Source organism: Chitinophaga caseinilytica (assembly GCF_038396765.1).
Lineage (GTDB): Bacteria > Bacteroidota > Bacteroidia > Chitinophagales > Chitinophagaceae > Chitinophaga > Chitinophaga caseinilytica.
This window is the reverse complement of record NZ_CP150096.1, coordinates 6,480,449-6,493,305: the sequence shown is the minus strand read 5'-3', so window position 1 is coordinate 6,493,305 and position 12,857 is coordinate 6,480,449. Positions and strand designations below refer to the sequence as shown.

The following is a 12,857-nucleotide window of genomic DNA, read 5'->3' as shown; positions in this document are numbered from 1 at the left end:
GTGATTATCGTAATAAGGTTACATTTCCTTTTAGGGTGAATCGCTCGCCGGTGTCGCAAACCGCGTCCAGCAGCCAGATGTAGACGTCGGGCGCCAGGAGCTTCCCGTTCTGTAGGCCTTTCCAGCCCGCCGCCGGATCGTTCATCTGGAAATTGCTCCTGCTGAACACTTCCTGGCCGCTCCTGCTGTAAATCCGGAAAGAATTGATGCTCCGCACGCCCTTGCCGCGGGGATAGAAATCGTCGTTCATCCCGTCGTTGTTCGGCGAAAACCCGCTGGGGAGGAACACGTTGCCCTGGTCGCAGATCAGGCGGACATTCATCACGTCCGACTTCTTGCAACCCTCACCATTCGTCACTTCATACGCGTAGTCGATACCGGAACGCGGTGTGGCCACGGTTTGCGGACAGGTAGCGCAATCGATCCAGGTGTTGGGCTTCCATTCGCCGCGCACCACATCGGCGCTGTACGTTGCTTCGAGCACTACGGTATTACCGGCCACGAGCACCTGGTCTGGCCCGGCGTTCACGGTGGGCGAGGGTTTCACCGTCACCTTCACCTGCCGCGTTTCGGTGGGGCAGGCGGGATCGTTGCCGGCCGTTACGGTGTAAGTGGTAGTTACGGTGGGCGTGATGAGGGGCATCGCCGTGTTGCCGCCTTCGGTTACCGTCGGCGCCCAGTCATAGTAGGCGGCACCGCTTGCGCGGAGGCGGGCGCTGCTGCCGGCGCAGATCGCGGTATCGGGGCTCACGGCGAGCAATATCTTCGGAACTACACGCAGGGAAAGGGTGTCTTTCACGATACAGCCGAAGGTATTGATGGCCGTTGCGATGTAGGATGTGTCTTCGGTAGGGGAGGCCACCGGGGTGGGACAATTACTGCAACTCAGCTGCCACGCCGGTTCCCAGGTAACGTTGCCGTTGGAAATGGCCTGGAGGTTGGAAGTACCGCCTTCGCAGATTTTGGCGGTGGATGCCTGTACGTTGAGGAAAGGCGTAGGATTGATGGCCACGTTGAGGGTGATGGAATCCACACAGTTCCGCGCGTCGGTGATCACCAGTTTCACGGGGAAGTTACCGCTGGAATTGAAGGTGGGCTTGTCTGGCGTGGATTTGTCGGACGTAGCCACATTCCCGAATTCCCATTTCCAGCCGATCAGCGGGATGTTGGGCGTGGGAACGGATTGCTGGATGAACTGCACCGGTTGCCCCGCGCAGGCGGAAGCCCCTGTTGCGAAACGCGCTTCGGGCGCCATGACGGTGAGATGATCTTTTTTGATGATCGTGTCCGGGCAAAGCGCGGCATCGTTGTAGAAGATGATGAGCGTGTCGGAGAATACGCCTTTGGTATTGACCATCCTGCGTATATCCACATCCGTAGTCACGATCCGTTCGCCGTCGCCGAACCGCCAGTCGTAGTGGCGCACCAGGGCATGGGGCACCTGCACCACGCCGTAATGCACCTGGCTGTTGCGGCAAATGGAGCCCACGCCGGTATGGTAATCTGCCGCAAACACCTGGATGGTATGATAAATGGTGCTCATGCAGGTCTGGGCCGCATTCCGCACAATGAGGCGTACGTTGTAGGTGCCGGGTTGGGAAAAGGTATGGGTGGGGTGGATGGTGTTGACGGAAGGAGAATTGTCGTCGAAATTCCATTCATAGGTATCGCTGGTAGTAGCGGTGGACGTGTTCGTGAAGGTATACGTCATCCCCCCGCTCCCGCAATCCCTCGAATACCTGAAATCCGCTACAGGACCGGTATTCGTTACCGTAACCGGCGATGCGTCCGTATAGCAGCCGTTGTTTCCCGCGCTCATCCTGACCGTCACGTTGCCGGCTGCACGAAACGCGTGGTTGATATCGTTTTCCGGCCCTTCGTAGGTGGAACCGTCCCCGAAATCCCACCGGTACCGCGACGCATCCACCGCACTGGCGAGCAACCGGGCCATGGTGCCGGCGCAATCGTCTGGCCGGGAAACGGTGAAGCTTACGTTAGACGGTTTGCTGCCGGTTTTTACCTGTTTCGGGAACGTCTGCATCACGGCGCAGCCCTGCTGCGTGGTAACGGTCAGCGTCACGTTAAAATCGCCGGCGGTCGTGTATTGATGGGTGATGACGGGCGTGGTGGAACTGGCCGTGGTATTGTCGCCGAAGCCCCAGCTGTAGGAGGCCACCGGGTCGCCGGCGGGCGCCTGCACGGAAGCGTTGAACGCGGCCGTGAACGGGAGGCAGCCTTCCTGCGGGGTGGAATTCATGGTGATGACCGGCGCAGAAACCATGATGAAATCGTCTTTCCGCAAAGTCTGCGTACAGCCGGTGGAATTGGTCACCGTTAAGGAAACATCGAACGTATCGATCTTGCTGAAAGTATGCTGAACAGTGGGCGCGCTTGAGGTCACGGGCGCCGATCCATCCCCGAAATCCCAGGTGCGGACGGTTGCGCCCGGCGTTTCGTCGGTGAAAGTGGCGGTGTAAGTGCCGCAGGCCTTTTGCTTATCCACCTTGAATGCCACCACGGGCATGGGATATATCGTGAAATTGGCGGTAGCCGTAGCCGTGGCCGCGGTATAATATGCCGTGAGCTTGATGGAAACGGGGCCCGGTGTGTTGAAGGTCACCTTGGGATCGGTTTCCGTGGAACTTCTCCCGTCGCCGAAATCCCAGAGGTACGACGCCGCGCCGCCCGTACTGGTATTTTTCAGCGTCACCGTGGCCGGCGCGCATTGCGACACCGGCGCCACCGTATAGGTAAACCCGGCCTGCTGGGCCGAGGCGCCCGCCGGCAAAGCCAGCAACGCCCACAACAATCGGATCAGGTTTTTCTTCTCAGGTGCTTTCATTTTTTCACAGGATATGGGAAAGTATAGGTTTATGGATTATACAAATTTATTATATTTTTTCCATTTCCCCTATCTCAGCAAGGTCACATTTCCTTTGAGGGTCATGGGCTCCCCGCTGTCGCACACGATCTCCGCATAGTAAACGAATACGTCCGGCGGAAGGGCCTGTCCGGCGAAACGCCCGTCCCATCCGCATCCCGGGTCGTCCGACTGGCAATTCGCCCGTTCGAACACGAGCTGCCCCCAGCGGTTGAACACCCGGAACGATTTAATGGTCCTCACCCCACGGCCGCGCACATAAAAAATATCGTTCTGACCGTCGCCATTCGGTGTGAAAGTGTTGGGAATGAACGCGGTACTTCCGGAACAGAACAGTTTTACGGGCAGCAGAACGGTCGATTGGCAGCCATACACGTTGGTGGCGGTGATCTGGTAGGTCACCGGCCCCTGCGTCTGCATTTCCGGCTGGGGGCAGTCGTAGCAGCTGAGCCATTTCTCGGGGTACCAGGCCCAGGTGATGATATCCGGGCTGCCGGTTACTGGAGCGGGCATCACGGTGCCGCTGGGAACGTTGAGGGTCTGCGGAACGGTGATCACCGGCGGTTGGTGCACGGTTACGGTCACGCGGGCGGTATCGGTAAAACAGGCGTCGTTGCCATAACCCACTACCCGGTATTGCGTGGTGGCCTGCGGGGTGGCCACGGGGTCCTGGAGGCCCGCGTCGTTCAGTCCGTCGGCCGGGATCCAGCGGTAGCGGACGGCCCCGGAGGCGCGAAGTCGGGTTTGTTTGCCTTCGCAGATCTCGGCGTTGGACGCATTGACCGTGAAAGGATGCGATACGCGGATGCGGAGGGAATCGATGGCGCGGCAGCCGAACTGGTTGACGGCGGTTACGCGGTAAAGGGTGTCCACCACCGGACTGATCACGGGGTTTTCGGCCGTGGCGCTGGAAATATTGTAAGGCGTCCAGCTGTATTGCGCGGGGCCGCCGTTGCTGATGACTTGCAGGGATTGACCTTCGCAAACGAGCGCCTGGCGCGGCGTTACGGCGAGCGATGGCAACGGGTTCACCACCAGTCTGAATTCCGCCGTATCAGGACAGGTGCCTTCGGAATTCCGGATCACGAGGCGGACGTCGTGCGGGCCGGCCTGCCGGTAAACGAGGTTCGGGGGAAGGGAAGGGCTGTTGCCGGGCTGGCCATCTACCGTCCACGTCCAGCTGGTGGCGGGCAGCCCGCGGTTTTCGGAACCGGAGAACTGCACGGTCTCGTTCACGCAAACGGGGCCGGCCGGGGCAATGGCGGCTTCCGGTTTCGGGTCGATCTTCAGCGTCAGGAAAGCGGAATCCTCGCAACCATAGCGGGTGACGGTCAGGAGTTTAATGCGGTAATCGGCCGCGCCGGTATAATCGAAACGCGGGTGCTCGTCGGTACTTACGTCATCCGTTCTTCCGTCCACCCCGAAATCCCAACGGTATTGCATGGCATCGCCATGGCGTTCGGCAGACAGGGATGTGGAAGCGTTGGTGAACAGTACATCGGCTTCGTCGCAGGCTGCGAGCGTGCTCATGGTGAAACCGGCCGTGGCCTTGTCTACCACGATGCTGTCGGGCAGGCCCTGGGCGGGCACCTTGCAGCCTTTCGCGTCTTCCAGCACCACGCGGGGATAGTAAACGCCGGGCTGCGTGTATTCGTAGGAGAAAGTATTGGTACTGGTGGTGGTCACGGTGCCGTTGTCCATGTCCCAGGTGTATTTGGTGGTGTTGGGCGAACTGGCGCTGAACGAGGTGGTATGCGGTGCGCAACCGATTTTATTGGTGATGGTCTTGGTGCCGATGGGGCCTTCGATAAAGATATCCTGCGTGGTGGTGCTCACGCAATCGCCGGCGGAATACACGTTCAGGGTAATGGTGTAGTTGCCGGGAAGATTGTACACGTGATCAGGCTCGTCGAGGCTGGAGCGGCTGTTGTCCCCGAATTCCCATACAGCGCGTGCATATCCGGTACTTTGGTTGTCGGGCGAAACGAGGGCCGGCGGGCATTGCGCCACCTGTCCGGGAACGGTGAACTTCGCCTGCGGATCGGGAACGGTGATGAACTGGTTTTTGGTTTCAGTGGACGTACATCCTTCATCGTCCGTCACTGTCAGTTTTATGGTGTAAATACCCGCAGTGGTAAACGTTTTCAGCGGATGCCGGTCGGTGGAGGAGGAATTGTCCCCGAAATCCCAGGCATAGGTAAGGTTGGTGCCGGTGGAAGTATTGCTGAACTGGAACCCGGTATTCTTACAGGCCACCTGCGCAGGCGCCTGGAACCCCGCTTCTACGTCGCGCACGGTCACCGGCCGTGAAATCGAAGTCAGGCAGCCGGCTTCGTCTTTCACCTGGAGCACCACGTTGAAAGTGCCGCTGGAAGCGAAAGCGTGTTTGTAATTAGTGGGTTTGGTTGTCACGATTTCATCGGCCGTCCCGTCCCCGAAATTCCAGGTCCAGCTTTCGATCGCTTTGCCGTGGAAGGAAGTGGACGCGTCGTTGAATGTCTGCTCATCGCCCTCACAACGCCTGCCCGTCACCGCGAAATTGGCCGTGGAACCGTTCACCTGGATGTCGAGCACGTTAGACGAAGTCACGCAGTTATTGCGGTCGGTCACGGTCAGCACTACATTATAACGCCCCGGTTGCGAGAAAACCTTGGCGATATTGTTACCACCAACGGGCGCATACGTCCCGTCTCCCCAGTTCCATTCCCAGCGAACGATATTGTTTTCGTCCACATTGCTGCGCGAGAACACGAGCGGATTGGCGGCGCAGACTTCCGGTGCGGCGCTGATCACGGGCCGCTCATCGATGATGTCTACCACCTGCGTCATTTCCGATTCGCAATTCCCGTCGGTCACGACCAGCCTCACGCTGTACGTGCCGGGCGTGGCGTAAACGTGTGTGGGCGATGGGTTGGTGGATGTATTCCCGTCGCCGAATTCCCATTTCCAGAACCGCGGCGTTCCGGGAATGGGGCCGAAGTCGGAAAGGTCGGTGAACGTTACGCGCATTTTATCGGAACAGGGATTGCTCATCCCGAAATTGGCGATGGGCGGGAGGATGCGGATGAAATCGGGTTTGGTGAGGGTGCGGCGGCAACCGTAATTGTTGACGGTGAGGGTAACATCGTGCAGGCCGAGGTTGCGGAACCGGTACACGGGGTTTTCGGTGCGCAGGATCATCCCGCCGTCTTCCGGCAATACCCATTCCCATTCCGTGCCGCGGGGCTGGGAAAGGTTGGTGAAGCTCACGGGGTCGCTTTGACAGGGCGCTTTCGGGTTCGCGTCGAACTCCACGACGGGAATGCGGCCCGCCCGCGCGGTAGTTTGCAGATCTACCCGGCAGGTACCGTTCACCATGAGCACCAGGCGCACCGTATAGGCGCCTTCGTTAGTATAGGTATGCGATGGATTGGGCGAAGTGGAAGTGTTGGCGGCGCCGGAAGCCGGGTCCCCGAAATCCCACTGGTAGCCGGTGATGACGCCGGCCGTCAGCAACCGGGCGCTGAATGCGGCGGTGTGGGGGATACAGCCCTCGGGGTCAGGCACGTCGATCACCGCCTGCGGCCGCTCGGCGATGATGAAATCGTTCATGGAAAGCCGGTCGGTACAGCCTGCGGCGTTGGAAACATCGAGCGTTACGTCGAACTGGCCGAAGTTGTTGTAGGTATGCCGCGGGGAAGGGCCGGTGCCGGTGGTGCCGTCGCCGAACGTCCACTGGTAGGTAGATGCGCCGGTAGACGTGGAGGTGAACTGCACATCGAACGGCGCGGCGCAACTGATCCTGGGCGTTGCCGTGAAACCCGCCGTGGGCCTTGGGTGCACGGTGATCGCTTTGGTCACGGTTTCCAGGCAGCCCGGCCTGCCCGACGTCAGCGTCACGTTATACGTGCCGGGCGCCGTGAAGTTGAAAGACGCGTCCCTGCCGGAAGAAGTGCTCCCGTCCGGGAAAGTCCAGCTGGAAAGGGTGGGGTTCGGCGACGTGGTATTCCGGAACCGGGTAGGCGCGCCGATACAGGCAGTGCCGTCTACCACAAAATCCGTCCGCGTGCGCTGGATCACCACGAACGCCGTTTTGGAGACGGTGTTCTCGCAACCTTCGGGCGTGCGTGCCCGGAGCGTGACGGTGTAGCTGCCTTCATTGGCGTATGTATGCGCGGGATGCTGGGCGGCGGATGTGTTGGCGGCACCGGAAACCGGGTCCCCGAAATCCCAGGCGTAGGTGAGCCCGCCGGGCCCGCTGCTGCGGAAGTTGACGGTGAGGGGCGTGGTGCAGGAAGTCTGAACGTCCGACACGAAATCGATCTGGGGCGTGCTGCCCACGCGGATATATTGGGGCAGGGTGAGGCCTTCCTTGCAGCCGAAGCTGTTTTCCACGATGGTGGAGATGGAGAAGGCGCCGTTGACGTTGAAGGTATGGGAAACACTGGCCCCGGAAGCGGAGTTGCCGTCGCCGAAATCCCAGGTGATGGAGCGGATGGTGCCCGATCCGGGAGTGGAGGCGTCGGTGAACTGGACGTTCATGGGCGTGCAGCCCGACAGTGGTGTGGCGGAGAACCTGGGCACGGGGTTCTGGTATACGGTGATGGTCTGCGTGGCCGTTCGGGTACCGCCGGGGTAGGTGGCGGTTAACCGGACGTTATAGGTGCCGGGCACCGTAAACACCTTGGAAGCGTGCTGGTTGGTGGAATGGGCGCCCAGCTGGAAATCCCAGTCCCAGGTGGCGCCGGCGTCGGAAGTATTGTTGAAGGAAACCGTCAGTGGTGCGCAGCCGGCGGTGACGTCGGCGGAAAACGAGGCTTGTTGTGCACGGGCAGTGAACGAACAGAAAATAGTCAGGCAGCAGCATACGGCCGCAATATGGTTTTTCAGTTGGCGTCGGTTGATCATAGGTTTACCCGAAAATTGGAGGTATACCCGCTCGGGGCTTTTGTGTCAAAGAGGTAAAAATAATATTTAAAAAAGAATTATCTGTTTATATTAACATTATGTTTTCATCGTGTTAAGCGATTAATTATTTATTTGCCCCCGTAACGGATGTGTAAGAAGTACATTTACTTGGATTTACGTCCGAATTCCAAACCAAATGGATATGGCTGAATTGGATAAAGCTTATTGGAATGCGCGCTATGAGCGCGGGGAAACCGAATGGGACATGGGAACCGTATCACCCCCTTTGCGGGATTATTTCGATCAACTGCCCAACAAGAACCTCCGGGTGCTCATCCCGGGCGGTGGCAACAGTTATGAAGCCAAGTATTTGTGGGACAGTGGGTTCCGCGATATTACCGTGCTGGATATTTCTTCCGTGATCATCGACCGTTTGAAGCAGAAATTCTCCGGGACGGGGATCAAATTCGAAACCGGGGACTTTTTCGAGCATGAGGCGGAGTACGACCTGATCGTGGAACAAACCTTCCTTTGCGCGCTGGACCCCGCCCTCCGGCAAGCCTACGCGCGGCATATGTACGACCTCCTCTGGGAAGAAGGTCGCCTGGTAGGGGTGCTCTTCAACCGCGAGTTCGACGAGCCCGGCCCCCCGTTCGGCGGCGGCATCAAAGTCTACCGCAGGATGTTCGAACCGTATTTCGCTTTCAAAACCTTCGCCCCCTGCTATAACTCGCATCCCGCAAGGTCGGGACGGGAAGTGTTCATCAATTTCCGGAAGCTCGACAGCGTAGGCCGCCGCCGGTCGTAAGGTTTCCCGCGGATTGTGTATCTTTATGGGATTAGCCGTTAAAGACAAAACAATCAAGGAAACCGATGAAAAATCTCATAGCCATTGCCGCTTTGCTCTGTAGCGTAACCTTTGCCAACGCCCAACAGACCGTTTCGGCCGATATGTTTGAAAAAGGCCTTCGCCAGACAGACGTTCAGCTGCTCGATGTCCGCACCGCCAAGGAATTCAAGACCGGCCACCTGCCCAACGCGCTCCAGGCCGATTTCACCAACAAGGAAGAATTCGCCCATCGCGTCAAATCCCTCGACAAGTCCAAACCCGTATTCGTATACTGCCTCGTAGGCGGCCGGAGCGGCGCTGCAGCCAAATGGCTGGCAGATAACGGTTTCAAAGACGTGACCGACCTTTCCGGCGGCATCAACGCCTGGAGAGCCGAAAGCAAACCCATCGCCGGGGGCGAAAAAGTGCCGCAAATGAGCATGGACCTCTACAAACAGGCCATCTCCAGCAGCCAGTGGATCCTGGTAGACGTTGGCGCCGAATGGTGCCCGCCCTGCCGCAAAATGGCGCCCATGGTGAAACAGTTCACCGAAGAAAAGAAAATCAAAATCCTCAACGTCGACGGCGGAAACGACACCGATGTCATGAAGGCCATCAACGCCACCGAATTGCCTACTTTTATCCTGTACAGGAACGGGAAGGAAGTCTGGCGGAAATCCGGGGCCGTGGAACCGGAAGAATTCCGCAAAGCGATGAAATAAATGAAAAAGGGGCCGTTAAGCCCCTTTTTTTATGTCTGTCAAGGATGTTGATAGCATCAGGAATGGATATGTTTTCACACCCCCAAATTATACATCTTCCCGTATTTCTCCTGCGCGTACGCCATGAAATGTTTGAAATTGAGCTTCTCACCGGTCACTTTTTCGCATAACTCGTTGGACGTGTAATACCTGCCATGGCGGTGGATATTATCCCTCAGCCAAAGCAGCAGCCCGTTGTACCGGCCATCGGCGATGGCGCTGTCCAGCCCCGTGATCTGCTTGCGGGCGGCAGAAAAGAACTGCGCCGCATAAAAACTGCCGAGCGAATACGTCGGGAAGTATCCGAAGGCGCCGTGGCTCCAGTGAATGTCCTGCAGCACCCCGTGCATATCGTCTGTCACTTTCACATTGAGGAAATCGAGATAGTATTGGTTCCAGATGTCGCGCAGGTCTTTCGTCTGCAAATCGCCACCGATCAATCCCTTTTCGATTTCGTAACGGATCATGATATGGAAATGGTAGGTGAGCTCATCGGCTTCGGTGCGGATCAGCGATGGTTGCACCTGGTTGATGGCTTTGTAGAAATCCATGATGGGTACGGCTTGCAGGTTGGCGCGGAACAGCCCCTGGAGATGGCCGTAATGTTTCTGCCAGAAAATGAGGCTCCTGCCTACATTGTTCTCCCAGAGCCGGCTTTGCGATTCGTGGATGCCCAGGCTGGCCGCTTCGCCGCAGGGAAGGCCGTACTGTTCCACGGGTAAACCCTGTTCGTACAGGGCGTGGCCGCCTTCGTGGATGCAGCTCCAGGTCATGTTGCCGAGGTCCTGCTCGTCGATGCGCGTGGTTACGCGGACGTCCAGCGGGTTGAAGCTCGTGGTGAAAGGGTGTTCGGACACATCCTGCCTGCCCGCGCCGAAATCATAGCCCATGGCTTTGAGGATATCGATCCCGAACTGCCATTGCTGGTCTTTGGGATAGAGCCGGTTCAGGAACTTCTTGTCTGGCGGGGTTTGAAGGGCAATTTGCTGCAGCAGGGGGTGGAGCGACTGGCGCACGTCCCGGAAAATGGCGTCGAGCATGGATACGTCTGCGCCTTTTTCGTATTCATTGAGCAGCGCGTCGTAAGGATGGCCGGTGTATCCGAGGATGTCGGCTTCCTTTTTCTTCAGTTCCACCATTTTGGCCAGCAGCGGTTCAAACACGGAAAAGTCTTTTTCCTTGCGGGATTTGATCCAGGCGTGATAGGCGGCGTTGGAGGCGGTAGAAAGTTCGGCTACGAAGGAGCTGGGGTATTTCCGCTGTTTTTCGAAGTCTTCGGCAGACAGTTCCACGTTGCGGCGCTGCACGTCGTCGAGGTCCTGGCGGCTTTTCAGCTCCTGGAGGAGATCGCCGAGGGCGGGGGAGGTAGACAGTTCGTGGGAAATGGTGCTGAGCGTGGTGATCTGGCGGCCGCGGAATTCCGCGCCTTTTTCGGGGAGGTAAGTTTCCTGGTCCCATCCGAGGATGGACACGGAATTGCGTACGTCGGCGATTTGCTGCATCCGGGCGGTATAGTCCTGGTAAAGGTCTGCTGAAGTTTTTTGCACTGTCATGAAAAGCGGTTTATTTTACAAATCTAATCAACTAATCCGCGCCAACAATTGCGGATGCGGAATGTTGACTATCTTGAAGATATGACGATTCAATCCATCATACAAGTGATCGAGCGGTTTGCGCCGCCGGCTTACCAGGAAAGTTATGACAATGCGGGGTTGCTGTTCGGCCAGGCCGGATGGGAGGTGAAAGGCGTGCTCCTCACACTGGACGCCACGGAGGCGGTGATCGACGAAGCCATCGAAAAGGGTTGCAACCTGGTGATCGCGCATCACCCGATCGTTTTCGGGGGGCTGAAGCGCATCACGGGCCGCAATTACGTGGAAAGGGTGGCGATCAAGGCCATCAAGAACGATATTGCGGTGTATGCGGCCCATACGAACCTCGACAATGTGCGCGCCGGTGTCAGCGCCATGATGGCGAAGCAGCTGGGGCTGGAGAAAACCCGCGTCCTCGACCCGAAACAGGGCCTTTTGCGCAAGTTGTACACCTTTGTGCCGGCCGGGCACGCGTCGGCGGTGCAGGATGCACTGTTTGCCGCGGGGGCGGGGCATATCGGGAATTACAGCGAATGCAGCTTTTACCATGAAGGAACGGGGACATTCAAGGGCGGCGAGGGAACGGCCCCCTTCGTCGGCAAGCCCGGCGAGCGGCATGGCGAGGCGGAAGTGAAGGTGGAGGTTATATTCCCGGCGCAGCTGGAAGGAGCGGTGACGGCCGCCCTGCACCAGGCGCATCCTTACGAGGAGGTGGCGTACGACGTGGTGAAGCTGGAAAACCGCTGGGCCGAGGTAGGATCGGGGCTGATCGGCGAGCTGCCGGAAGGGATGGACGAAATGGCTTTTCTCCGCATGGTGAAGGAGCGTTTCCGCACGGGATGCGTGCGCTATACCCCCCTGCGGGGCAAAAATGTGCGGAAAGTGGCGGTGTGCGGCGGGGCGGGGAGTTTCCTGCTCAGGCAGGCCCGGAGCGCCGGGGCGGATGCCTACATTTCGGCCGATTTCAAATACCATGAATTTTTTGATGCTGAAAATCAATTAATTATAGCAGATGTCGGACATTTTGAAAGCGAACAGTTCGCAGTAGACTTATTTTATCATATATTGACTGAAAATTTTAGTAACTTCGCGCCTCTAAAATCTACCATCAACACAAACCCGGTAAATTATTTATAATACATGGCTACTGTAAAAGAATACAACGTCGAGGAAAAGCTGGTTTCTGTACTGCGGTTACAGAAGATCGATTCCAAGTTGGATGAAATCCAGATCCTGAAAGGGGAGTTGCCGATCGAAGTGCGGGATCTTGAGGATGAGATTGAGGGCCTGAACCACCGTTTGGCTCATATCGAAGACGAGATCAAAGGCATCCAGGATTTCGTAGCCGCCAAGAAAAACGCCATCAAAGACGCGGAAGCGCTGGCCAAGAAATACGAGAAGCAGCAGGATAACGTGAAGAACAGCCGCGAATTCGAAGCCATCTCCAAAGAGATCGAAATGCAGCAGCTGGAGATCAAACTGGCAGAAAAGCACATCCGCGACGCTAACGACGATATCAAGGAAAAATCCCGCTCCCTCGAGGTAGCCAAGCGCACCATCGGCGACAAGGAAACCAACCTGAAACATAAGAAAGGGGAACTGGAGAAAATCATCGGCGAAACCGAAAAAGAAGAAAAAGGGTTCGAAAAGCAAAGCGAAGATGCCCGCACCAAAGTGGATGCCCGCCTGCTCGCCGCTTACGAAAAAATCCGCAAGAACTACCGCAACGGCCTGGCCGTGGTAACCGTCGTGCGCGATTCCTGCGGCGGCTGCTTCAACGCCATCCCCCCGCAACGCCAGGCGGAAATCCGCCACCGCAAAAAGATCATCGTTTGCGAACATTGCGGACGTATCTTGGTAGATAATGATCTCGACGCCACCGTAACCATTTAAGTTCCGGTAGCCGA

General features: G+C 57.6%; 7 protein-coding genes. 4 read left to right on the top strand and 3 right to left on the bottom strand.

All coding sequences use genetic code 11. The features are described 5' to 3' along the window. Window positions 1-4: 4 nt before the first annotated feature. Window positions 5-2,842, bottom strand: a complete 2,838-nt coding sequence (locus tag WJU22_RS27125) for a PKD domain-containing protein (protein ID WP_341841259.1) — start codon at window positions 2,840-2,842, stop codon at window positions 5-7. Window positions 2,843-2,911: 69 nt separating this feature from the next. Then, window positions 2,912-7,768: a PKD domain-containing protein gene (locus tag WJU22_RS27120; protein ID WP_341841258.1), complete on the bottom strand. Its 4,857-nt coding sequence runs from the start codon at window positions 7,766-7,768 to the stop codon at window positions 2,912-2,914. A 265-nt stretch (window positions 7,769-8,033) separates the two neighbouring features. Here WJU22_RS27120 and WJU22_RS27115 point away from each other — a divergent pair, with 265 nt between their 5' ends. Both WJU22_RS27115 and WJU22_RS27110 read left to right on the top strand, forming a co-directional pair. Further along, window positions 8,034-8,576 carry a methyltransferase domain-containing protein gene (locus WJU22_RS27115; RefSeq protein ID WP_341841257.1) on the top strand — a complete coding sequence of 181 codons (543 nt, stop codon included), beginning with the start codon at window positions 8,034-8,036 and terminating at the stop codon, window positions 8,574-8,576. A 65-nt stretch (window positions 8,577-8,641) separates the two neighbouring features. Then, window positions 8,642-9,319, top strand: coding sequence for a rhodanese-like domain-containing protein (locus tag WJU22_RS27110; protein ID WP_341841256.1), 678 nt, complete (start codon window positions 8,642-8,644; stop codon window positions 9,317-9,319). Between the two features lie 74 nt (window positions 9,320-9,393). Here the strand turns inward: WJU22_RS27110 and WJU22_RS27105 are convergent, their stop codons facing one another. Beyond that, window positions 9,394-10,911: a carboxypeptidase M32 gene (locus tag WJU22_RS27105; RefSeq protein ID WP_341841255.1), complete on the bottom strand. Its 1,518-nt coding sequence runs from the start codon at window positions 10,909-10,911 to the stop codon at window positions 9,394-9,396. Window positions 10,912-10,992: 81 nt separating this feature from the next. Here WJU22_RS27105 and WJU22_RS27100 point away from each other — a divergent pair, with 81 nt between their 5' ends. Further along, complete coding sequence (locus WJU22_RS27100; protein WP_341841254.1) at window positions 10,993-12,087, top strand: Nif3-like dinuclear metal center hexameric protein; 1,095 nt, start codon at window positions 10,993-10,995, stop codon at window positions 12,085-12,087. 3 nt (window positions 12,088-12,090) lie between these two features. Then, window positions 12,091-12,843 (top strand): zinc ribbon domain-containing protein, encoded by a 753-nt coding sequence (locus WJU22_RS27095; RefSeq protein WP_341841253.1) that lies wholly within the window; start codon window positions 12,091-12,093, stop codon window positions 12,841-12,843. Window positions 12,844-12,857 lie beyond the last annotated feature (14 nt).